At 64.4% G+C, this 20,651-nt stretch carries 22 protein-coding genes; 15 read left to right on the top strand and 7 right to left on the bottom strand.

What is annotated here, in order from left to right; translation table 11 throughout:
- The first annotated feature begins 39 nt into the window (after positions 1-39).
- Together AB1A62_RS07420 and AB1A62_RS07415 are read left to right on the top strand one after the other, a co-directional pair.
- Positions 40-681 carry a DUF2062 domain-containing protein gene (locus AB1A62_RS07420; protein WP_366660881.1) on the top strand — a complete coding sequence of 214 codons (642 nt, stop codon included), beginning with the start codon at positions 40-42 and terminating at the stop codon, positions 679-681.
- A gap of 106 nt (positions 682-787) precedes the next feature.
- The gene (locus tag AB1A62_RS07415; protein ID WP_366660880.1) at positions 788-1,534 is read left to right on the top strand and encodes a pyridoxine 5'-phosphate synthase; all 747 of its coding nucleotides are present in this window, start codon (positions 788-790) and stop codon (positions 1,532-1,534) included.
- Between the two features lie 76 nt (positions 1,535-1,610).
- Here the strand turns inward: AB1A62_RS07415 and AB1A62_RS07410 are convergent, their stop codons facing one another.
- The gene (locus AB1A62_RS07410; protein WP_366660879.1) at positions 1,611-2,348 is read right to left on the bottom strand and encodes a hypothetical protein; all 738 of its coding nucleotides are present in this window, start codon (positions 2,346-2,348) and stop codon (positions 1,611-1,613) included.
- Between the two features lie 90 nt (positions 2,349-2,438).
- On the opposite strand from AB1A62_RS07410, the gene AB1A62_RS07405 reads away from it, so the two are divergent.
- The 5 genes from AB1A62_RS07405 to rnc are packed head-to-tail and all read left to right on the top strand — an operon-like array spanning position 2,439 to position 5,436.
- Complete coding sequence (locus AB1A62_RS07405) at positions 2,439-3,017, top strand: MarR family winged helix-turn-helix transcriptional regulator (RefSeq protein WP_366660878.1); 579 nt, start codon at positions 2,439-2,441, stop codon at positions 3,015-3,017.
- 2 nt (positions 3,018-3,019) lie between these two features.
- Entirely contained in the window at positions 3,020-3,439 is a 420-nt protein-coding gene (locus tag AB1A62_RS07400) for an ABZJ_00895 family protein (protein WP_366660877.1), read from the top strand.
- On the top strand, positions 3,436-3,867 hold the full coding sequence (acpS, locus tag AB1A62_RS07395; protein ID WP_366660876.1) for a holo-ACP synthase: 432 nt from the start codon (positions 3,436-3,438) through the stop codon (positions 3,865-3,867). The genes AB1A62_RS07400 and acpS overlap by 4 nt, the downstream gene beginning before the upstream one ends.
- 58 nt (positions 3,868-3,925) lie before the next feature.
- Positions 3,926-4,762, top strand: a complete 837-nt coding sequence (gene lepB, locus AB1A62_RS07390) for a signal peptidase I (protein WP_366660875.1) — start codon at positions 3,926-3,928, stop codon at positions 4,760-4,762.
- Positions 4,759-5,436, top strand: coding sequence for a ribonuclease III (gene rnc, locus AB1A62_RS07385; protein ID WP_366660874.1), 678 nt, complete (start codon positions 4,759-4,761; stop codon positions 5,434-5,436). Before lepB ends, rnc begins: the two co-directional genes overlap by 4 nt.
- 4 nt (positions 5,437-5,440) lie before the next feature.
- Here the strand turns inward: rnc and AB1A62_RS07380 are convergent, their stop codons facing one another.
- The gene (locus AB1A62_RS07380; protein ID WP_366660873.1) at positions 5,441-6,823 is read right to left on the bottom strand and encodes a multicopper oxidase family protein; all 1,383 of its coding nucleotides are present in this window, start codon (positions 6,821-6,823) and stop codon (positions 5,441-5,443) included.
- A 204-nt stretch (positions 6,824-7,027) separates the two neighbouring features.
- Between AB1A62_RS07380 and era the strand changes: the two genes are divergently transcribed.
- The 3 genes from era (at position 7,028) to recO (ending at position 9,146) form a co-directional block, all read left to right on the top strand.
- The gene (gene era, locus AB1A62_RS07375; protein ID WP_366660872.1) at positions 7,028-7,933 is read left to right on the top strand and encodes a GTPase Era; all 906 of its coding nucleotides are present in this window, start codon (positions 7,028-7,030) and stop codon (positions 7,931-7,933) included.
- Between the two features lie 88 nt (positions 7,934-8,021).
- On the top strand, positions 8,022-8,351 hold the full coding sequence (locus AB1A62_RS07370) for a DUF1491 family protein (protein ID WP_366660871.1): 330 nt from the start codon (positions 8,022-8,024) through the stop codon (positions 8,349-8,351).
- 69 nt (positions 8,352-8,420) lie between these two features.
- Positions 8,421-9,146: a DNA repair protein RecO gene (recO, locus tag AB1A62_RS07365; RefSeq protein ID WP_366660870.1), complete on the top strand. Its 726-nt coding sequence runs from the start codon at positions 8,421-8,423 to the stop codon at positions 9,144-9,146.
- On the opposite strand, the gene AB1A62_RS07360 is transcribed toward recO, so the two are convergent.
- The 3 genes from AB1A62_RS07360 to AB1A62_RS07350 all read right to left on the bottom strand — a co-directional run bounded on the left by AB1A62_RS07360 (position 9,130) and on the right by AB1A62_RS07350 (position 12,153).
- Positions 9,130-9,519 carry an META domain-containing protein gene (locus AB1A62_RS07360; RefSeq protein WP_366660869.1) on the bottom strand — a complete coding sequence of 130 codons (390 nt, stop codon included), beginning with the start codon at positions 9,517-9,519 and terminating at the stop codon, positions 9,130-9,132. The two genes, recO and AB1A62_RS07360, sit on opposite strands and share 17 nt — an antisense overlap.
- A gap of 87 nt (positions 9,520-9,606) precedes the next feature.
- On the bottom strand, positions 9,607-10,281 hold the full coding sequence (locus AB1A62_RS07355; protein WP_366661008.1) for an SGNH/GDSL hydrolase family protein: 675 nt from the start codon (positions 10,279-10,281) through the stop codon (positions 9,607-9,609).
- A 186-nt stretch (positions 10,282-10,467) separates the two neighbouring features.
- Positions 10,468-12,153, bottom strand: a complete 1,686-nt coding sequence (locus tag AB1A62_RS07350; protein WP_366660868.1) for an acyl-CoA dehydrogenase family protein — start codon at positions 12,151-12,153, stop codon at positions 10,468-10,470.
- Between the two features lie 145 nt (positions 12,154-12,298).
- Here AB1A62_RS07350 and AB1A62_RS07345 point away from each other — a divergent pair, with 145 nt between their 5' ends.
- The 3 genes from AB1A62_RS07345 to dgt all read left to right on the top strand — a co-directional run bounded on the left by AB1A62_RS07345 (position 12,299) and on the right by dgt (position 15,404).
- Positions 12,299-13,066, top strand: coding sequence for a sulfite exporter TauE/SafE family protein (locus AB1A62_RS07345; protein ID WP_366660867.1), 768 nt, complete (start codon positions 12,299-12,301; stop codon positions 13,064-13,066).
- Positions 13,067-13,081: 15 nt separating this feature from the next.
- Positions 13,082-13,978: a cation diffusion facilitator family transporter gene (locus AB1A62_RS07340; protein ID WP_366660866.1), complete on the top strand. Its 897-nt coding sequence runs from the start codon at positions 13,082-13,084 to the stop codon at positions 13,976-13,978.
- A 64-nt stretch (positions 13,979-14,042) separates the two neighbouring features.
- Positions 14,043-15,404 (top strand): dGTP triphosphohydrolase, encoded by a 1,362-nt coding sequence (gene dgt, locus AB1A62_RS07335; protein WP_366660865.1) that lies wholly within the window; start codon positions 14,043-14,045, stop codon positions 15,402-15,404.
- Here dgt and AB1A62_RS07330 read toward each other — a convergent pair.
- Together AB1A62_RS07330 and AB1A62_RS07325 are read right to left on the bottom strand one after the other, a co-directional pair.
- The gene (locus AB1A62_RS07330) at positions 15,395-16,078 is read right to left on the bottom strand and encodes a PAS domain-containing protein (RefSeq protein WP_366660864.1); all 684 of its coding nucleotides are present in this window, start codon (positions 16,076-16,078) and stop codon (positions 15,395-15,397) included. The two genes, dgt and AB1A62_RS07330, sit on opposite strands and share 10 nt — an antisense overlap.
- 173 nt (positions 16,079-16,251) lie before the next feature.
- A complete protein-coding gene (locus tag AB1A62_RS07325) occupies positions 16,252-17,850 on the bottom strand; it encodes a phosphoenolpyruvate carboxykinase (RefSeq protein ID WP_366660863.1) in 1,599 nt (532 codons plus the stop codon).
- Positions 17,851-18,190: 340 nt separating this feature from the next.
- Here AB1A62_RS07325 and AB1A62_RS07320 point away from each other — a divergent pair, with 340 nt between their 5' ends.
- The gene (locus AB1A62_RS07320; protein WP_366660862.1) at positions 18,191-18,895 is read left to right on the top strand and encodes a response regulator transcription factor; all 705 of its coding nucleotides are present in this window, start codon (positions 18,191-18,193) and stop codon (positions 18,893-18,895) included.
- Positions 18,896-18,945: 50 nt separating this feature from the next.
- Positions 18,946-20,649, top strand: a complete 1,704-nt coding sequence (locus AB1A62_RS07315) for a sensor histidine kinase (RefSeq protein WP_366660861.1) — start codon at positions 18,946-18,948, stop codon at positions 20,647-20,649.
- The last annotated feature ends 2 nt before the right edge of the window (positions 20,650-20,651 follow it).

The following is a 20,651-nucleotide window of genomic DNA, read 5'->3' as shown; positions in this document are numbered from 1 at the left end:
CTGAAATTCTGAGCCGGAAACTGGGAAGGACGGACAGCTTTGGTATTCAGGCGCCGGGACAGACGTCCGCCCCTCCGGGTGCTGGCGGACTTTCTCTGGCCGCGCGGCGGCTGGGGCCGGGCGTTCCTGTATGTGAAGCACCGGGTGCGCCGCCTGCCTGATTCGCCCGAACGCATCGCCCGCGGCATCTGGGCCGGGGTGTTCACCACCTTCACACCGTTTTACGGGCTGCATTTCTTTATCGCTGCATTCATTGCCCGGCTGATGAACGGCAATATCCTGGCCTCGCTCAGCGCCACCTTCTTCGGCAACCCGCTGACCTATGTGCCGATTGGCGTCGCCTCCCTGCAGACCGGGCACTGGCTTTTGGGAACCGAGTTCGACCAGGAGGTCGACAAATCCCTGGTGGGCAAGTTCCTGGCGGCCGGCGGCGATCTGAAGGACAACCTGATTGCCCTTTTCATGGACCGGCCCGCCGATTGGCAGGGGTTGCACCTGTTCTATAATGAGGTGTTCTATCCCTACCTGATCGGCGGCATCATTCCGGGCGTTATCGCCGCCACGGTCTGCTATCTGCTCAGCCTGCCGGTGATCCGGGTTTACCAGCAGCGCCGCCGGGCCAAGATCAAGGCCAAGTTCGAGGCGATCAAGAAACGCGCCGAGGTCGACACCGGCGTCTGAGCCAGGCGCCGGGATTGTACCAATATTGCCTGCAAGCTTGCTCTTGCCCGTTCTGTGCCTAGTCTTTGTGCCAAGCCTTTGACTTCAGACGGATGAGATACCTCTCATGACAGATAACAAGCTGCGCCTGGGCGTGAATATCGACCATGTGGCCACCGTGCGCAACGCCCGCGGCGGCGCCTATCCGGATCCGGTCCGCGCCGCAAAACTGGCCGAGGAAGCCGGCGCCGACGGCATTACCGCGCATCTGCGAGAAGACCGCCGCCACATCACCGACACCGATATTGATGCGCTGATGGAGGCGCTGAACGTGCCGCTGAACTTTGAGATGGCCGCGACCGAGGAAATGCAGAAGATCGCCCTGCGCCACAAACCGCACGCGGTCTGCATCGTGCCGGAGAAACGCGAGGAGCGCACCACCGAGGGCGGACTGGAAGTGGCGCGCGAGGAAAACCGCCTAGCCCATTTCATCGCGCCGCTGCGGGATGCGGGCTGCCGGGTGTCGATCTTCATCGCAGCTGACCGGAAGCAGATCGATGCCGCCCACCGTATTGGGGCGGAGGTGATCGAACTGCACACCGGTGCCTATTGCGACTACTACGCCGAGGGCCGGTTCGAGGACCGCGACCGCGAGTTGGAGGCGCTGCGGGACATGTCTGCCTATGCCCATTCTCTGGGATTGGAAGTGCACGCGGGCCACGGCCTTACCTATGACACAGTGCAGCCGGTTGCGGCCTTTCCGGAAGTGCGCGAACTGAACATCGGCCACTTCCTGATCGGCGAGGCGATCTTCCGCGGCCTGACCCCGGCAATGCAGGAAATGCGCCGCCTGATGGACGCCGCCCGCGGCTGACAGCCGCCTGACGGATCAGGGCCGGGGCAAGGCTTCACCGCCGCCCCGGCCGGTTTTCACACGCGCATGGTGCGGGTCATTCCAGCTTGCCGGGCAGGCTCAGGTCGCCCGACGCAATGTCGAACACATCGGTCACACACAGCAGCGGCGCGTGGATGTTCGCGTTGACCTGCAGCCCGGCCGTCACCCCGTCAAACGCCAGGGCCTTTGCCGCAAGCGGCACCGTCAGGCTGACCTCCTTGCCGTTCAGGACCGGAGAGTAGCCTGGGCTGTCGATGTAGAGCGGCAGTCCCGGCCAGGTCGCGGGCAGCGCGGGAGTTGCGCCTTCGGGAATGTCCTTGACCGACAGCATCCCCTCGCCGCAGCCGTCGTTGGCGGTCAGCACGACCCAGTGGCTGTGCCAGCCGGCCCCGTCATTGGCCAGATCGCCATCTCCGTTCTCGTCGAACAGCGGCGTGTCGTCAAAATCCGGATGCGCGGTGGCGACCAGCGCCAGCGTGCCGCTGCCGGCTTCAAAGCCAGCGACTGAGGGATCCAGCGACAGCGGCCAGACGTAGGCCTGCACCCCGGCACCACCCAAGGAACCAGTGGCGGTCGGCACCGTGCTGCCAGCCTCGCCGCCGGTTTCCATCCGGAAGGTGACATGCCCGCCGCTGCGGCTGGCATGCACGCTGCGGATGTCGGTGTCCGGCGCAATCCCTTCTTTGGCTTCTGACAGCAGTTCAGCATGCGCAGCGGCGTGGCTGCCGCCCGCCTGTGCGGCTTGCCCGGACGCCAGCGCGGCAAGTGCCACTGCGTAAATCGCAAGTTTCATTTCGATCTCCTTAATTTCGACTCGATGTCATATCGATAGTATCGAGTCGAAAGTATTGCAATGATAATTTTGACTCGCTATCAAGCTTGCATGACAGCGGCATATGAAATCGCCAGCCTGCTTGACCGGCTCTCGCGCCTGCATGGCACCGGGCGCCGGGCTGCCGGGCTGAACCCGGCGCAGGCTTCGGCTCTGGACTATCTTGCGCGGGCCAACCGGTTCTCCAGGACGCCGTCGGCGGTGGCCGACTACCTGTCGGCGACCCGCGGCACGGTTTCCCAGACACTGAAGTCGCTGGCCGCCAAGGGTTTGGCGCAAGAAGGGCCGGGCGGCAGCGACCGGCGCTCCCGGCGCTATGACCTCACGCCGCAGGGGCAAGCCGTGGCAGAAGCACTGGACGCAGTACCGCCAGCGGACTTGACGGACCGCCAGATGGAGGACGTGCGGGATGCGCTGCGGCAGCTGGTCAGGGGCATGATCGAGGCCCGCGGCGGGCGCAGTTTCGGCCTCTGCCGCAGCTGCCGCCATCACCGTGCATCAGTGCAGGGCGCCCATTGCGCTCTGCTGGACGTGCCGCTGCGGGATGAGGAAACAACGCAGATCTGCCAGGAGCATGAGCCAGGCATTGCGAAAAATGCGCGGCCGGATGGCTGCACTGGGAGAGGGTGAAAATGCAAGTCAATCTGATCCGGTACGGGCTTTGGTGGATGGGGGCCTCAGTTGCGATGCTGCTGGCAGGCCTCCTGTTGGCGCAGTTCGGCATCGGCATGCCGGCCGGGCTGGCAACGGTGCTGCCGCCGATGGTGGCTTCGGTTGCCGAAGGCATGCGCATTGCCCGGGCCACCCGCGCGCCTTTGCCGGGCAGGGACGCCTGGGTCTGCGCAGCGGCAATGACCGGGGTGGTGGCGGTGCTGACCGTCATCCAGCTGCCGCTCTACTGGAACAGCCCGATGGTGACCGAGGCGCGGCAGACAATTCCCTTTGTCTATCTCGCCGGGATCTTCCTGCTCCTGCTGGCCGTCATCCTGATGGTCAACCGGCTGTTCCTGGGCCACGGCATCAAACTGGGCCTCAAGCGGCTGGAAGAATGATCCTGGGCATCGGAACCGACCTCGCCAATATCGAGCGCATCCAGCGCACGCTGGACCGCTTCGGCGACCGCTTCCGCAACCGCGTGTTCACCGACGTGGAGCAACGCAAAGCCGAGCGCCGCCGCGATGTGGCCGGCACCTACGCCAAGCGCTGGGCGGCCAAGGAAGCCTGTTCCAAGGCGCTGGGCACCGGCCTGCGCATGGGCATCGCGTGGAAGGACATGGCGGTCAGCAATTTGCGGACCGGCCAGCCGGTGATGCATGTGACCGGCTGGGCCGCCGAGCGGCTGCAACAGATGACCCCGCTCGGCCATGAGGCGGTGATTCACGTGACATTGACCGATGACCACCCCTGGGCGCAGGCCTTTGTGCTGATCGAAGCCCGCCCCATTGAGCCGAACCCGGCGGAATTGCCCGCCGGAACTTGACTTGCCCCCTTCAGGCCCGCATGTAGCCCCGGACCCTGTTTTCAAACCGGAGAGCCTGATGACGGCCAAAGCAAAGACCAGCAGTTCGATCATCGAGACGATCAAGACCGTCGTCTACGCGCTGCTGATCGCCGGTGTCTTCCGCACCCTGTTCTTCCAGCCCTTCTGGATTCCGTCCGGTTCGATGAAGGAAACCCTGCTGATCGGGGATTTCCTGTTCGTGAACAAGATGGCCTATGGCTATTCCTATGCCTCCTGCCCCAGCCTCCGCTTCCCGGCAATCGGGGTGAACATCGATGCCAAGAAGATCTGCGCTTTCCTGGACGGCGACAATACCCGCCTGATCGGCAGCGAGCCGGAGCGCGGCGACGTGGCAGTGTTCCGCCACCCCGTGAACGGCAACGACTTCATCAAGCGTCTGGTCGGCCTGCCGGGCGACAAGATCCAGATGAAGAACGGCGTGCTGTTCATCAACGGCGAGCCGGTCAAGCTGCAGGACGCAGGCGAGTTCGAGGAAGTGATGGAACGCCAGGGGCCGCAAGGTTCGATGCCGCGCTGCGAAAACCCGCCGGTAGGCCAGGGCGCCGTCTGCAAGAAGTCGCGCCAGGTCGAAACCCTGCCGGGCGGCACCGAGCATACCGTGCTAAACATCACCAACCAGGGCGTTGACCACACCAGCGTCTACCAGGTGCCCGAAGGCCACTACTTCTTCATGGGCGACAACCGCGACAACTCCTCGGACAGCCGCCTGCCGCAGTCCGCGGGCGGGGTTGGTTTCGTGCCTTACGAAAACCTGATCGGCCGCGCCGACCGGATCATGTTCTCTTCCGCCGGGCGCTCCATGCTCTATTTCTGGACCTGGCGCGGCGACCGTTTCTTCAAGGGGATCCAGTGAAGCTGTCCAAGGAACTGCGCGCGTTCGAGGAACGGATCGGGCACAAGTTCGCCCGCCCCGACCTGCTGCAGCGCGCCGTGACCCATGCCTCGGTGTCCTCCTCCACCCGCAAGGACAACCAGCGGCTGGAGTTTCTGGGCGACCGGGTTCTGGGGCTGGTAATGGCCACTGCGCTGCTGGAGCATGACAAGACCGCCACCGAGGGCCAGCTGGCGCCGCGCTTCAACGCGCTGGTGCGCAAGGAAGCCTGCGCCGACGTTGCCAAGGAGATCGATCTCGGCGCAGTGCTGAAGCTGGGCCGCTCCGAGATGATGTCCGGCGGCCGCCGCAAGCAGGCGCTGCTGGGCGACGCGATGGAGGCGGTGATCGCCGCGGTCTACAAGGACGCGGGCTTTGACGCCGCCGCCGAGGTGATTCTGCGTCTTTGGGGCAGCCGTATCCACCAGGTGGAAACCGACGCGCGCGACGCCAAGACCTCTTTGCAGGAATGGGCGCAGGCGCGCGGGCAGAAGCCGCCGTCCTATCTCGAGGTCTCCCGCAGCGGCCCGGACCACGCGCCAGTGTTCACCATCGCCGCGCGGCTGCAGGACGGCACCGAGGCGCAGGCCACCGCAGGTTCCAAGCGGCAGGCCGAACAGGCCGCTGCCAAGGCGCTGCTGGAACAACTCGGCTGATCCGTCAGACCACCCGGATATATCCGGCCAGCCCAGTCTTCTGATGCTCGATCACATGACAGTGGAACGCCCAGTCGCCGGGATTGTCTGCGACCAGTGCGATTTCGGCCACCTCGTCCTTCAACAGCAGCATGGTGTCGGTGACCAGAGGTGGCAGCTTGCGCAGGTTTGAGTTGATGGGCACAAACGCCAGCCCGTGCAGGTGGATCGGATGCAGGTTCGGCGACTCATTCCTCAGCCGCAGCACATAACTTTTGCCGCGCTCCAGCGTGGCCAGCGGCCCGGTTCCCTTGACCGCATCCCCGGCCCAAGGCGTGCGGTTGATAGACCAGAAGCTGTAGCCCATGGAGCCGCAATAGCCATCATTCGGCGGCCCGCCCTCCGGCGTCCAGCCGAAGACAAAGTCATGCACCTCCGCGTTCGAGAGGTCAGGACGTGAAACCGGGTTCGGCGGCAGCGGTTTCAACTCCCGCAGGTCCCGCTTGCGGTCTGCTCCAACCGAACGCAGCTGCGCCATGGTGCGGGCGGGCTGTCCCGGCAGCTCCGCCAGAAGATCCGCCGTTTGCCCTTCTCCCGCAGGCATTTGCACCGCAAAATCCACCCGCTGGCCCGGGCCGACCAGCAAAGGCTCCTCCCCTGAGGGCAGGGGCAGCTCAATCGCCACCGGATGCCCGTCCCAGGCAATGATCCGGGCCTGCTCCGTGCTCAGGTGCAGCTTGTAAATCCGCGTGGTGTCAGAATTCACCACCCTGAGCCGCACCAGCCCGCCCGCCGGATGGTCGTAAACCGGCGCCTGCAGCCAGTTCGCGGTCAGCACATTGCCATGCGTCCCGCCGCGGGCCGCGCCGCGCGCCGTGTAATAGGGCAGGAAGGTGCCGTCATCATTCAGCCGGAAATCCCGCAAGTTGACCGCCTGGTCGCCGTCGAACCCGGGATTCTCCGCCTCCTTGATCACCATCACGCCGGTCAGCCCATGCGCCATCTGCGCCATGGTCATGCAATGCGGGTGATACCAGTAAGTGCCGGCATCGGGCGGGGTGAACTCGTACTGTAAACTCTCCCCGCCTGCGATCGGCATCTGGGTCAGATAGGGCACCCCGTCCATCGCATTGGCAATCCGCAGCCCGTGCCAGTGCATCGCGGTGTAGTCTTCGGTGCCATTGGCCACCCGCAGCCGCATGGGTTTGCCCTGGGTGCCATAGAGGACCGGCGGCGGAGCATCCGGCGACAGGCTCACCAGCCCCTCAGTCGGTGTTTCACGGAAAGCGAAACGCGCAGGCTGTATGGTCAGCTGCTGCGTTTCCGCTGTGCCCGCCAGACTCCACCCGCTTGCGCCAACCATTCCGGCAGTTGCAGCAGTCCCAAGCAGAAAATCACGGCGGTTCATCAGGCAGGCCCCTTTATGTGTACTCAAAGAAAGGCCTGGCTTGCTGAACTGGCTCGGCGCTGCGGTATTGACACGGGATCTGCCACAGGTCTTTGACATAGGGCAAGCCTGTGCGGCTGTGCCTGAAACGCCGTTTCAAAACGCCTCTGGCCCCTGTGGGTAAAATCCTGTAGAGGCACTGATCTGCAAACAGGACCAGTTGAAATGACCACACGCGCCGGATTCGTTGCCCTGATCGGAGAGCCCAACGCGGGCAAATCCACCTTGTTGAACCGCATGGTCGGGGCCAAGGTCTCAATCGTGACCCACAAGGTGCAAACCACCCGCGCCCGCATCCGTGGCGTGGCGATGGAGGGCGACGCGCAGCTGGTGTTTGTTGACACGCCGGGGCTGTTCAAACCCCGCCGCCGATTGGACCGGGCGATGGTGGCTGCCGCCTGGGGCGGTGCCGCGGACGCTGACGTCGTCGTGCTGATGGTCGAGGCCCACCGCGGCATCACCGAAGGCGTCGAAACCATCCTCGAGGGCCTTGGCGAAATCGGCGAGGGCCGCACCGTGGCGCTGGCGATCAACAAGATCGACAAGGTGCCGGCTGAAAAACTGCTGGGCCTCACCCAGGACCTGAACAGCCGCTATGAATTTGCCGAAACTTTCATGATCTCGGCAGAGCGCGGCCATGGCGTCGACGACCTGCGCCAGTGGCTGGCGGGCAAGCTGCCGGAAAGCCCCTGGCTCTACCCTGAGGACCAGATCGCCGACCTGCCGATGCGGATGATCGCGGCGGAAATGACCCGCGAGAAGCTGACCCTGCGCCTGCACCAGGAACTGCCTTACCAGCTGACCGTCGAGACCGAGAAGTGGGAAGAGCGCAAGGACGGCTCGGCCCGCGTCGACCAGATGATCTATGTGGTCCGTGACGGCCACAAGGGCATCGTGCTGGGCAAGCGCGGCGAGACCATCAAATCCGTCTCCCAGGCTGCCCGCGCCGAGCTGGAGGAATTCCTGGGCCGCAAGGTGCACCTGTTCCTGCAGGTGAAGGTGCGCCCGAACTGGCTGGAAGAAGCTGAGCGCTACTCGGAAATGGGCCTCGACTTCAAGGACGGCAACTGAAGCGCCCCATGCTTTTCACCTTTGTGAAAATACTCCCGCCGGAGGCTCCCGCACTACCGGCAGGCGCTGTCACAGGCGGGCGCGCGGCATGACCCGCCTCACCGCCCGGTTCTGGGTCGACGCCTATCTGGCCCGCCTGCGGTTCCAGGACATCCCGGCCTTCATCACGTCGCACGGCGACGACACCGCCGGCGCGGTTCTGGTCAAGCTCAACTCGCTCGACGGCCAGGCCCGGGCCTTCCACCGCACCTATGATCTGATGAGCGGTGACCGCAAATGGGATGAACTGGCCGCCGGGGCAGAAACGGAGGTTGATGCCTCGATCCGCCGCCAGCGGGAGTTCGACCCCGACCTCTGGGTGATTGAGGTCGAGGATCGGCAGGGCCGCCACCTGCTGGGCGAACCCGGCCTGGAATGACCCTGCGGCTTGCAGCCCGCCCGGCAATGCGTTCTGGTAGGGCGGACCGCAGGACAGGGAGGCCCGGAGTTGGAGTGGCGTGATCACGGCATATTGCTTTCGGTGCGCCGCCATGGCGAAAGCTCGGCCATCATCGACGTCTTCACCGAAGAGCACGGCCGCCACGCGGGTGTGGTGCGCGGCGGCGCCGGCCGCCGGATGGCCCCGGTCCTGCAGCCCGGTGCGCAGCTGGACGTGACCTGGCGGGCACGGCTGGAGGATCACCTGGGCAGCTACCACGCCGAACCCCTGCGCAGCCGGGCTGCTGCGGCGCTCTCCGGGCGGCTGGCGCTGGCCGGGCTCAACACAGTCACGGCGCTGTTGTCCTTCTGCCTGCCGGAGCGCGAGCCGCACGCCGATCTTTATACCCGCAGCGAACGGCTGCTGGACCTGCTGGGGAATGAGGCGCTCTGGCCGCTCGCCTACTTGCGCTGGGAGATGGCGCTCTTGGAGGAGATGGGCTTTGGACTGGACCTGTCGGCTTGTGCAGTCACCGGCAGCCGCTTCGAGCTGGCCTATGTCTCGCCGAAAACGGGGCGGGCTGTTTCACGTGAAGGCGCCGGCGGCTGGGCGGACCGGCTGCTGCCGCTGCCGCCAGTGATGCTTGGCCAGGGCAATGCTGACGATAGCGAAATCGTCCAAGCCCTGCGCACCACGGGTCATTTCCTGGAGGCGCATCTGGCCCCGTCGCTGGGCAATCACCCGCCGCCAGAGGCGCGCGCCCGGCTCATGGACCTGCTCAGCCGCCGTCTTTGAAGAGCATCTCGCGGCCTGCCTCATTGCTGAGGATCAGCACATCGCCCGTGACTTCCGCCAGCGTCATCTGCTGCAGCGCTTGCAGGAACGCAGCCTCAGCCTCCAGCTTCGGACAGGCCATGCGCGTCACCGCCAGCGGCCCGGTTTCAAACCAGGGATAGGGCGCGTCCTGGCTGCCCAGGAAATTGTTGCAGGGTCCCCGCCCGGCGATCTTGCCCGGCTCCGGAAACATCAGGGTGGCAGCGGCGGGAAAGGCAGCGCCGTCAATGACTTGCAGCTGCCATTCGGTGCCTGCGGCGCCATAGGCCGACAGGGTTTCATCGCGCGCGCAGGCGGTCAGCAGCAGGGAAGTGATCAGAACAGCACGCAGCATGAAAACCTCCGGTAACACTTTTTCAGCCACATTGAATGCCAGCTGCGGACCGCGCAAGAGCACAGCCGGCCTTTGGGCTCCTGCCCGTCAGTTGCTCCGGATGATCTCCGCGACCTTGCGGCCGATCTCGCTGCTGGCCTTGACCGACGGATGGATCATGTCCAGTGCGTGGTAGGAGCGGTCGCCGTATGGCACCAGGTCCTTGTTCGACAGGAAGAAGATTCCGTCATCCTGGGCCGCCAGCTGCCCGATACGGTCTTCCAGCTCGTTGCCCTCATCCCGGCAATGCTCGATCAGCGATCCCACCCCGGGGCTGCGCAAGTAGCCGACGTAAATGACCTTGGCGCCGGTCGCGCGCAGCTCCGACAGCATGCCGGGAATGGCGCCCTCGCGCCCGTCAGCTGAGATCAGCTTGTCCATCTTGCGACTGCAGGCAATGCAGCCGCAGCCGAGCCACAGGTCATTGCCGCCGCCGTTGACGATCACCCAGTCCCATTCGCCGGGCAGGTACTGCTTGCGGATGTTCATCCCGGCGGCACCGGAAATGGGCAGCTTGTAAATGATCCGCGCGGCAGAGACTGAGCGGTCCACCACCGGTTCCTGCAATTCCCGCGCCACCGTGTCCGAAATGGATTTGCCCGCGAGGCCGTGCCAGGCCAGCAGTGAATCCCCCATTGCCAGAATGCGGGAGGGCTGGTCCGCGGGCACCGTATCGCCGCAGGCGGACAGCAGAAACAGTAACGGCAGAAGGAGGCGGCGCAAGAGTGTCATACCCCTTGTTAAACACGTTTCACCCGGGAGCGAATAACCAGGATCGGAAACAGTATTTTTTTACGCTGCGGTTGCAGGCCGGACGCATCCAAAGCGGTTCCGGGCTCGGCAAAAAAAGCCCGGCGCGAACGCCGGGCAAGAAGGGGATTGCTCCCCTGCGGTGGTCACTGGCGGGGCTCAGCCCAGCAGGCGGCGGGCGATGACCTGCGCCTGAATTTCCGCGGCACCCTCGAAGATGTTGAGGATGCGGGCATCGCACAGCACCCGGGAGATCTTGTATTCCATCGCAAAGCCGTTGCCGCCGTGGATCTGCAGCCCGTTGTCGGCTGCCGCCCAGGCAACCCGCGCGCCCAAGAGCTTGGCCATGCCGGCTTCCAGGTCGCAGCGGTGGCCGTGGTCCTTTTCCCAGGCCGAGAAATAGGTCAGCTGGCGGGCAATCATGATCTCCACCGCCATCATCGCCAGCTTGCCGGAGACCCGCGGGAAGTTGATCAGCGATTTGCCGAACTGCTTGCGCTCCTGCGCGTACTGCATGGCGATGTCCAGCGCCGACTGCGCCACGCCGATGGCACGGGCCGCGGTCTGGATACGGGCCGATTCAAAGGTTTCCATCAGCTGCTTGAAGCCCTTGTTCTCCTCGCCGCCCAGCAGGTTTTCCTGCTTCACGTGGAAATTGTCGAAGCCGAGCTCGTATTCCTTCATGCCGCGGTAGCCCAGCACCTCGATCTCGCCGCCGGTCATGCCGGGGGTGGGGAAGGGGGCCTCGTCGGTGCCCGGGGTCTTCTCCGCCAGGAACATCGACAGCCCGCGGTGGTCGGTGGTGTTCGGATCGGTGCGCGCCAGCAGGGTCATCACATGGGTGCGGGCGGCGTGGGTGATCCAGGTCTTGTTGCCGGTGATCTTGTAATCGCCGTTTTCGTCCTTCACCGCGCGGGTGCGCAGGGAGCCGAGGTCGGAGCCGGTATTCGGCTCGGTGAAAACGGCGGTGGGCAGGATTTCGGCACTGGCCAGTTTCGGCAGCCAGTTGGCCTTCTGCTCGTCGGTGCCGCCGCACAGGATCAGCTCCGCCGCGATTTCCGAGCGGGTGCCCAGAGAGCCGACACCGATATAGCCGCGCGACAGTTCTTCGGAAACCACCACCATGGAGGCCTTCGAGAGGCCGAAGCCGCCGTATTCCTCCGGGATGGTCAGGCCGAAGACGCCCATCTCGGCCAGCTCCTCGATCACCTCCATCGGGATTAGCTCGTCCTTCAGGTGCCACTCATGGGCGTTCGGCTCGACCTTCTCCACAGCATAACGGCGGAACTGGTCGCGGATCATCTCCAGCTCTTCCTCCAAACCTGAGGCGCCGAACATGGTGGAACCAGCCTGTTCCTCCATCAGCTCCACCAGACGGGTGCGGGCGGACTGGCTGTTGCCCTTCTCGCAGAGCGTCATCACCGCAGGCACCATCAGCGCACGCTGGGCGTCCTGGCTCAGGCCCAGGTCCTGCAGGCGGATGATCTCGCCCTGGTTCATCTGGATGCCGCCGTAGACCTGCCACAGGTATTCGCCAAAGCCGATCTGGTGGAGCAGCTGCTCCATCTCGCCGAACTTGCCTTCGCCGTCCAGCTTCTCAGCCCATTTCTGCATCTGGCGCAGCGAGTAGACGTAAGTTGCAAGCCAGGACAGCCCGTGCGCTGCGACCTGGTTTTCCTCGATCAGCTTGCCGGAAACGCGGCCGTCGCTGCTCACCATGTCCTTGACGGAGGCGCGCGCGGCCTCAAGCAGCTGGTCCAGCGGTTCCAGCGCTGCGCCGGTCAGCGCCAGCAGGTCGGGAATGAGAGTCGGTTTCATATGCAAGTCCTGTCCGTCGTGGGCCATGAATCAGATCCTTCTTCGGTCGCCCGGTGGTAAATCATTTTGCAGGTGCAGCGCAACAAAAATACTAACGAGTGCGTCATTTGGATCAAATCTTGCGTGTTGATTTTGCCCGTGCAGCACGCTGCGGATGTGATAGAGCGGAAGGATGACCGCATTGTTTTCGCTTCTTTCCCCGGCAGAGCTGGCAGCGGCCTTTGGCATCGCGCTACTGGCAGGCACGGTCAAAGGCCTGGTTGGCTTTGCCATGCCGATGATCTTCATCTCCGGCCTCAGCATGTTCCTGGCACCGGACCTGGCGCTGGCCGGGCTGATTCTGCCCACCTTGGTGACAAACGGCATGCAGGCACTGCGGCAGGGGCCCCGGGCGGCGATGGCCTCGATCCGCAAGTTCCGGGTGTTCCTGCTGATCGGTCTGGTCTGCCTGCTTCTCAGCGCCCAGTCCGTGCGGTTGCTGCCGCAACAGGCACTGCTGCTGGTGATCGGTCTGCCGGTCACGGTCTTTGCCTGCATCCAGCTGATGGGAAAGGTCTTCAGCATAGCCAACCCCACCCGCCGCAGCGAGGCCCTGGTGGGCGGCATTGCGGGCCTGATCGGCGGTGTCTCCGGCGTCTGGGGGCCGCCGACGGTGGCCTATCTCACCGCCCTGAATACCGAAAAGACAGAACAGATCCGGGTGCAGGGCGTGATCTACGGCCTTGGTGCGGTGGCGCTGCTGGTGGCGCACATCGGGTCCGGTGTGATCCGGGCTGAGACCGCGCCGTTCTCGCTGGCGCTGATCGTGCCGGCCGTGGCGGGCATGTGGATCGGCGGGCAGCTGCATGACCGCATCGACCAGGTGTTGTTCCGCCGCGCGACGCTGGTGGTGCTGCTGATCGCCGGGCTGAACCTGCTGCGCCGCGGCGTGCTGATGTAGCGGGGGCAGGGCGCCATGCAGCAACGGCTCAGCGCAGAACAACTGGCAACCGGCTCCATCCTGATTGCGCTGGCGGTGATGGCGCTGAAGGTTGCTGCCTGGACGATGACAGGTTCCGTGGCGCTGCTGTCGGATGCACTGGAATCGCTGGTGAACATCGGCGGCGCGGTAATGGCCTGGTTTGCGGTGCGCTATGCCCAGCGGCCCCCGGACGCCGGTCACCCCTACGGCCACCACAAGGCCGAATATTTCTCGGCAGTGATCGAGGGTATTCTGATCGTGATTGCCGCCCTTGTGATCCTTCACGAGGCCATCAGTGCGCTGACCCGCCCTTCAATGGCTGACTGGGGCGTTGCCGGCATGATTGTGAACGCTCTGGCGATGCTGGTGAACCTTGCCTGGGCGCGGGTGCTGCTGCGCGCGGGCACGCGTCTCAGCTCTCCGGCCCTGTCGGCTGGCGGCCGCCACCTGATGAGCGACGTCTGGACCTCTGCCGGGGTGCTGGCTGGGCTGGGTCTGGCGCTTGCCACCGGCTGGGCTGTGCTCGACCCGCTCTTGGCGCTGCTGGTCGGCGTCAACATCCTGCGCGAGGGCTGGCTGGTGATCGCCGCGTCCGTGAACGGCCTGATGGACACCGCCGCCCCGGAGGAGGAACGCGCCCGGATCGAGGAGATCATCCACCGCACCGCCAATGGCGCGATGCAGGTCCATGGCCTCAAAACCCGCCGCGCCGGCCGCGCCCTGTTTGTCGAATTCCACATGGTGGTTGACGGCGCCATGTCTGTCCGAGCCGCCCATGACATCTGCGACCGGGTGGAGGCAGCCCTGCGTTCCGCCATCCCTGACGTGCAGCCGGTGATTCACGTGGAGCCGGAGCACAAGCTGGAGCCCGCCGGGATCGAACCGCGCTGAAGCGTTTGCATTTCCCCGCCGCCTCCCGTTTAACCGCGCTTAAATCAGGCAAAGGAGCAGGCATATGGCAATGGAGTGGAACAGGCTGCTGAACCCGGGGCGGCTCTGCCGGCCGGAATACCCCGAGGCCCCGGGGCGCGAAGCTTACCTGCAGGACTATGACCGTATCCTGTTCTCCGAGCCGTTCCGGCGGCTGGCGCAGAAAACCCAGGTGCATCCGCTTTACAGCCATGACCACGTCCACCACCGGATGATCCACAGCATGGAGACCTGCAGCGTCGGCCGCTCACTGGGCTCCGGCGTCGGCCAGGCGCTGCTGGCAGCAGGCCGCATCACCCCGGATCAGGTGCTGCGCATCGCCGGCCACGTTCAGGCCGCCTGCCTGCTGCATGACATCGGCAACCCGCCCTTCGGCCACTCCGGCGAGGACAGCATCGGCGGCTGGTTCGCCGCACAGTTCAAGGCGGGCGCAGGCCTGGCCGCGCAAGTGCCGACAGACCAGCAGGCCGAATTCGCCCATTTCGAGGGCAACGCGCAAGGTTTGCGCATCGCCGGGCGGCTGGAAATGGCCCGCCGTGAAGGTGGCATGCGGCTCAGCTACGCGACCTTGGGCGCCTTCCTGAAATACCCCTGCACCCGGCAGATCCGCGATGCGGTCTGCAGCGCAGGCCCGGCACCCTACGCAGGCCTCAAGAAATTCGGCGTTTTTGCCGCCGACACGGGCTTGCTCGACGAAATCTGCGCCGCCACCGGCATGATCCGCGAAGATGCAGGCTGGTACCGCCGCCACCCGCTCGCCTTCCTGGTCGAGGCCGCAGACGACATCTGCTACCGCATCATGGATATCGAGGACGCAGGCGCGGTGGGCGACCTGGACCGGGGTGATGTGGCCGCGGTGCTGGAGGACATCACAGGCAAACCCAACCGCGAGGAAGACGCCGCAATGCCGCTGGGCGAACGTGTCGCCCTGCTGCGGGCGCTGTCCATCGGTGCCGCCACCAGCGCCGCGGTGCAGGCCTTCCTGGACAACTACGACGCCATCATGAGCGGCGAATTCGACGGCGACCTGATCGGTGCCTCCGCCAAGGCGGATGCCTTTGCGGAGCTGCAGCGGCTGTCGGTGGAACGGATTTTTGCCGCCCGCCGCAAGACAGAACTGGAGGTCGCGGGCCGCCAGGTGCTGCACCGCATCCTCGACCACTTCCACGGGCTCTACACCGATCTGGCCGCATGTGGCTGGGACCCGGTCAGGCTGGGCAAGGAGCATTCCCACTGGACGCAGCTGATCCGCGCCGTGGATCTCGACCTGCGCGGCGTGGAAGACGCCTATACCGCCATGCACTCTCTGGCGGATTTCGTCTCCGGCATGACCGACCGCTACGCGGTCAAGGTGCGGGACATGGTGACTGGCAGCCTTCAGGTCTGATCGGTTTCCCGTGCGCGCATGATATTTTCCCGGGCCGTGCTGTCGCGGCCCGCCATCTGGTCGGTGATCCGGTTTGCCCAGGCGTTGTTCTCGTCCGCCAATGCCTTGATCTCCCGCGCCAGAAAGGCAAAGCCCTGGCCGGCCTTCCCGGCCCGTGCTGCCTCGATCCCTGCGTTGATCGCCAGGATCGAAAGCTTCTGCACTGACCGCAGAATGTTCTCCGCCAGTTTCAGGATTTCTGCATTGTCCGCTTCGGTCTTCTGCAGGGTAACTTCCAGCTCCTTGCGCAGGCTGACTTCAGCCGAAGCATCCACCACCAGCCCTTCAAGAAAGACCATCTCTCCGCTGTCGTCATAGACCGCGTTGCCGCGCTCGCGGACCCATGCGGCTGTGCCGTCAGGCCGGTGCAGCCGGTAGGCCACGTCCCAGTTTTCCCCGGCTGCAATGGCGGCATCCACGTCGGCAAAGACACGGTCAATGTCATCAGCATGGGTCAAACCGACGTAGGACACCTTGGCATTGCCAAGGATGTCGGACTTCGGGCAGCCGCAGAGTTTCTCAACCTGGCCGGCCATGAATTTCATTGTGAAATTCTCGTCATTGGCACAGCGGTACACAAAGGCGCTGCCGGTGCTGAAAATGCTGTTGAAAACGGTCAATGCCTGTTGGTCCATCCCGCCCCTCCCTGGGTGTGGCGCAAAACTCAGTAAAACAGCCGTAAAGCTGCGATCACGGAAGGTTTGCGGCGGAACGGTTAAGGAAGTGTTTATTGGAAAATTAATTTCCCGAAATGAAAAACCCCGGCGCGGAACCGGGGTTTTCTTTACTCGGAGGAATTTGAAAGGCGTCAGCCGATGGCGGCGGCCTTCACGTCCTCGTCGATGAACGGCAGGTACTGCTCGAAGTTGTCGGAGAACATCTGCACCAGCTTGGCCGCCTGGGTGTCATAGGCGTCCTTGTCGTCCCAGGTGCGGCGCGGGTCCAGCAGCAGTTCCGGCACGCCCGGCACGTTAACCGGCACATCAAAGCCGAAGTTCGCGTCCTTGCGGAATTCCGCATCCGCCAGCGAGCCGTCCAGCGCAGCGGTCAGCAGCGCGCGGGTGGCCTTGATCGGCATCCGCGAGCCGGTGCCGTAGGCACCGCCGGTCCAGCCGGTGTTCACCAGCCAGCAGGTTGCGCCGTGCTGGGCGATCTTCTCGCGCAGCAGGTTGCCGTAAACCTCCGGGCGGCGCGGCATGAAGGGGGCGCCGAAGCAGGTGGAGAAGGTCGGCTCCGGCTCGGTCACGCCGCGCTCGGTGCCCGCCACCTTGGAGGTGAAGCCGGACAGGAAGTGGTACATCGCCTGCGCCGGGGTCAACCGCGCGATCGGAGGCAGCACGCCGAAGGCATCGCAGGTCAGCATGATGATGTTCTTCGGGTGGCCGCCGCGGGCGCTGGACGATGCATTGGAGATGTAATGCAGCGGGTAGGCGCAGCGCATGTTGGCGGTCAGGCTGTCGTCGTTGAAATCCAGCTCCTTGGTTTCCGGATCGAACACCATGTTCTCGATCACGGTGCCGAACTTGGAGGTGGTGGCGTAGATTTCCGGCTCTGCCTCGGCATTCAGGTTGATGGTCTTGGCGTAGCAGCCGCCCTCGAAGTTGAAGGTGCCGTTGTCGGCCCAGCCGTGCTCGTCGTCGCCGATCAGCACCCGGTCGGGGTCGGCGGACAGGGTGGTCTTGCCGGTGCCGCTGAGGCCGAAGAACACGGCGGTGTCGACCGGGTTGCCCTTGGCGTGGTTGGCGGAGCAGTGCATCGGCATGATGCCTTTTTCCGGCAGCAGGTAGTTCAGCAGGGTGAACACGGATTTCTTGTTCTCGCCTGCGTATTCGGTGCCGCCGATCAGGATCATCTTGCGGTCGAAGTTCATCGCAATGATGGTTTCGCTGCGGCAGTCGTGCTTCTTGGGGTCGGCCTGGAAGCTGGGGCAGTTGATGACGGTGAAATCGGCGGTGAAATCATCCAGGTCTTCGCGGTCGGGGCGGCGCAGCATGGTGCGGATGAACAGGTTGTGCCAGGCCAGCTCGGTCACCATGCGGACGTTGATCGCATGCGCCGGGTCTGCCCCGCCCACCAGGTCCTGGACGTAGTAGTCCTTGCCCTTCATGTGCTTCAGCATGTCGGCGTAGAGCGCGTCAAAGCCCTCGGCGCTCATCGCGGCGTTGTTGTCCCACCAGATGGTGTCGCGCACGCTGTCGGTTTTCACGACATGTTTGTCCTTGGGCGAACGGCCGGTGAATTTGCCGGTGGTGACAAGGAAGGCGCCGCCATTGCCCAGCGTGCCTTCGCCGCGCTTCAGCGCGGCCTCGATCAGCGCCGGCTCCATGAAGTTGTAATAGACATTGCCCAGACCCTCGATGCCCTGATCCTCGAGGCGGAATTGCGGGTTAACCCGTCCAGATGTCATGCGTTTTTTCTCCTGTGGCGGCGCGGCGGCACGCAGGCTGCGCGGCTGCGCCATTGGGGCAATAGAAACGGCATCGCTGCCGGTGGCGCGGTCTTAACATGGCGTTTTGGGGGGTGAACAGGCCGGTTTCAACCAGTTAGCGCCATCAAGGCGATGTTTAGCGCAACCATTGTTCTGCACCGCGGCATGTGCCCGGTCATTCAGCATACGCTAAGGTATTTTTGCCCCAATTGTGTCCAAAGATCGTCCCGATTCTTCAAATGGGATTGATTCGGCGCACCAGAACAGCGATGAAAGTGGTAAAAATAAACTAGAACAGAGCAGATTAGGGGCAATTCCGATGTCAAAGATTGCTTTGGTGGACGATGACAGGAACATCCTGACATCGGTTTCCATGACGCTTGAGGCCGAGGGCTTTGAGGTCGAAACCTATAACGACGGCCAGGCCGCGCTGGACGCTTTCAACAAGAAGCTGCCGGACATGGCGGTGCTGGATATCAAGATGCCGCGCATGGACGGCATGGATCTGTTGCAGCGGCTGCGCCAGAAATCCCAGATGCCGGTGATCTTCCTCACCTCCAAGGATGATGAGATCGACGAGGTCCTAGGCCTGCGCATGGGCGCCGACGACTACGTCAAGAAGCCGTTCTCGCAGCGCCTGCTGGTCGAACGGATCCGGGCACTGCTGCGCCGTCAGGAGGCGATCAGCAGCGATGCCGCCGGAGCCGCCACGCCCGAAGCCAAGGTCATGGAGCGCGGCAACCTGCGGATGGACCCGCTGCGCCACGCGGTCAGCTGGAAGGGCAAGGACGTGTCTCTTACGGTGACCGAATTCCTGCTGCTGCAGGCGCTGGCTCAGCGGCCCGGCTTTGTGAAAAGCCGCGACCAGCTGATGGATGTGGCTTATGACGACCAGGTCTATGTGGACGACCGCACCATCGACAGCCACATCAAGCGCCTGCGCAAGAAGATGCGCAGCGCGGATTCGGATTTTGCGGCAATCGAGACCCTTTATGGAATCGGTTACCGTTATAATGAAGAATAAGCGGCACATCTAAGCGGGGCCTTGTGCCCCCGGCCAAGGGAGTGGCGCGGATGCGCGATACCAGCATAGTGCAACGCCAGCAGGACGGTGATGTGGTTCTGGGGGAGGACTGGGTCACCCCCGACCAGTCGGTCACGCGGGAAATGCAGGTCAAGCGCGCCCGCCGCGGTCTCTTGCCGCTCAAGGGGTCGCCGCTGACCCGCCGGATCATCACCTTCAACCTGATTGCGCTGACCATCCTGGTCACCGGCATCCTCTACCTGAACTCCTCCCGCCAGAGCCTGGTGCAGCAGCGGGCCGGTGCGCTGGTCTCTGAGGCGATGCTGGCCGCCGATGTGTTCGAGGCCGAAATGCCCGCGGCTGGCGCTGTCAGCTTTGCCGCCGGCGACGGCATCCAGGTGGAGGACACGCTGGCCCGGCTCAGCCTGCGCGGCGGTGTCGAGGCCTTTGTGTTCGACACCACCGGCAACCTGATTTCCAGCATCAAGGGCGTGGACCGCAGCGATGCGCTGAATGTGCTCAACGACAGCGGCCGCAGCCGCACCCTGATCAGCGATGCGCTGTCCCGCCTCTGGGGGCTGGCTGATGGCGGTGAACCGCCCGCCGCTTCCGGCCCGTCGCTGGAGGAGCGGCTCAGCGGGCTGGTGGACCAGGCGATGAATGGCGGCACCGGGGTTGAAACGGTGGCGGACACCGGCGGCAGCCGGGTGATTTCCGCGGCCACCCCGATTATGCACAACGGCGCCGCCGTGGGGGTGATCGCGCTGACTTCGCCCACCGGCGAGGTGGACGCGCTGGTCCGCGGCGAGCAGGAGCGGGTGCTGCAGATGTTCGTGGTGGCGCTGCTGGTCTCTGTCGGCCTCAGCCTGGTGCTGGCCTCGACCATTGCCAACCCGCTGGCTGATCTGGCTGAGGCGGCAGAGTTGGGCCGCGACCGCGGCAGCCGCAAATCCAATCCGGGACGGATCCGCATCCCGGACTTGTCCGCCCGCCCTGATGAGATCGGCCGTCTCAGCCGGGCCCTGCGCGGCATGGTCAAGGCGCTCTATTCCCGCATCGACAGCAATGAACAATTCGCCGCCGATGTGGCGCATGAGATCAAGAACCCGCTCGCCAGCCTGCAATCCGCGGTCGGCACCCTGCGCATGGTCAAGCGCGACGACCAGCGGCAAAAGCTGATGGATGTGATCGAACACGACGTGCGCCGCCTCGACCGCTTGGTCAGTGACATCTCCAACGCTTCGCGGCTGGATGCCGAACTGGTCAAGGAGGAGGAAGAGGAATTCGACCTGCTGGCCATGCTGGGCAACCTGAACCAGTACCTGGGCGAGGATGCCCGCGCCAAGGGCATCGACTATATCACCGACCTGCCGGCGCAGCCGATCCAGCTGCAAGGGCTGGAGGCCCGGCTGGCGCAGGTCTTTGTCAACCTGATCACCAACGCGATTTCCTTCTGCGAGGAGGGCGATGCCATCCGCGTCTGGGCGCGGCGCCGCGCCAACCGGGTGCTGGTGGTGGTCGAGGACACCGGCCCCGGCATTCCCGACCAGGCGCTCTCCAAGATTTTCAAACGCTTCTACTCGCAGCGCCCGGTGGAGCATTTCGGCAACAACTCCGGCCTTGGCCTGGCGATCTCCAAGCAGATCGTCGAGGCGCATGGCGGCGTGATCTGGGCCGAGAACATCCGCCCGACAGAGGCCGATGTAACTTCTGAGCCGCTTGGCGCGCGTTTTGTGGTAGGCTTGCCTGTCTGAAG

Origin of the sequence: Leisingera sp. JC11, assembly GCF_040704725.1 — a bacterium.
GTDB lineage: Bacteria > Pseudomonadota > Alphaproteobacteria > Rhodobacterales > Rhodobacteraceae > Leisingera.
Note: the sequence above shows the minus strand (reverse complement) of the source record. Positions and strands in the feature narration are given on the sequence as shown.

What these genes read in the sequence shown, in the direction of transcription:
- AB1A62_RS07415 (WP_366660880.1), top strand. Translation starts at nt 788, where the DNA reads ATGACAGATAACAAGCTGCGCCTGGGCGTGAATATCGACCATGTGGCC.
- AB1A62_RS07410 (WP_366660879.1), bottom strand. Translation starts at nt 2,348, where the DNA reads ATGAAACTTGCGATTTACGCAGTGGCACTTGCCGCGCTGGCGTCCGGG.
- AB1A62_RS07405 (WP_366660878.1), top strand. Translation starts at nt 2,439, where the DNA reads ATGACAGCGGCATATGAAATCGCCAGCCTGCTTGACCGGCTCTCGCGC.
- AB1A62_RS07400 (WP_366660877.1), top strand. Translation starts at nt 3,020, where the DNA reads ATGCAAGTCAATCTGATCCGGTACGGGCTTTGGTGGATGGGGGCCTCA.
- acpS (WP_366660876.1), top strand. Translation starts at nt 3,436, where the DNA reads ATGATCCTGGGCATCGGAACCGACCTCGCCAATATCGAGCGCATCCAG.
- lepB (WP_366660875.1), top strand. Translation starts at nt 3,926, where the DNA reads ATGACGGCCAAAGCAAAGACCAGCAGTTCGATCATCGAGACGATCAAG.
- AB1A62_RS07380 (WP_366660873.1), bottom strand. Translation starts at nt 6,823, where the DNA reads ATGAACCGCCGTGATTTTCTGCTTGGGACTGCTGCAACTGCCGGAATG.
- era (WP_366660872.1), top strand. Translation starts at nt 7,028, where the DNA reads ATGACCACACGCGCCGGATTCGTTGCCCTGATCGGAGAGCCCAACGCG.
- AB1A62_RS07370 (WP_366660871.1), top strand. Translation starts at nt 8,022, where the DNA reads ATGACCCGCCTCACCGCCCGGTTCTGGGTCGACGCCTATCTGGCCCGC.
- AB1A62_RS07360 (WP_366660869.1), bottom strand. Translation starts at nt 9,519, where the DNA reads ATGCTGCGTGCTGTTCTGATCACTTCCCTGCTGCTGACCGCCTGCGCG.
- AB1A62_RS07350 (WP_366660868.1), bottom strand. Translation starts at nt 12,153, where the DNA reads ATGGCCCACGACGGACAGGACTTGCATATGAAACCGACTCTCATTCCC.
- AB1A62_RS07345 (WP_366660867.1), top strand. Translation starts at nt 12,299, where the DNA reads ATGACCGCATTGTTTTCGCTTCTTTCCCCGGCAGAGCTGGCAGCGGCC.
- AB1A62_RS07340 (WP_366660866.1), top strand. Translation starts at nt 13,082, where the DNA reads ATGCAGCAACGGCTCAGCGCAGAACAACTGGCAACCGGCTCCATCCTG.
- dgt (WP_366660865.1), top strand. Translation starts at nt 14,043, where the DNA reads ATGGCAATGGAGTGGAACAGGCTGCTGAACCCGGGGCGGCTCTGCCGG.
- AB1A62_RS07330 (WP_366660864.1), bottom strand. Translation starts at nt 16,078, where the DNA reads ATGGACCAACAGGCATTGACCGTTTTCAACAGCATTTTCAGCACCGGC.
- AB1A62_RS07325 (WP_366660863.1), bottom strand. Translation starts at nt 17,850, where the DNA reads ATGACATCTGGACGGGTTAACCCGCAATTCCGCCTCGAGGATCAGGGC.
- AB1A62_RS07320 (WP_366660862.1), top strand. Translation starts at nt 18,191, where the DNA reads ATGTCAAAGATTGCTTTGGTGGACGATGACAGGAACATCCTGACATCG.
- AB1A62_RS07315 (WP_366660861.1), top strand. Translation starts at nt 18,946, where the DNA reads ATGCGCGATACCAGCATAGTGCAACGCCAGCAGGACGGTGATGTGGTT.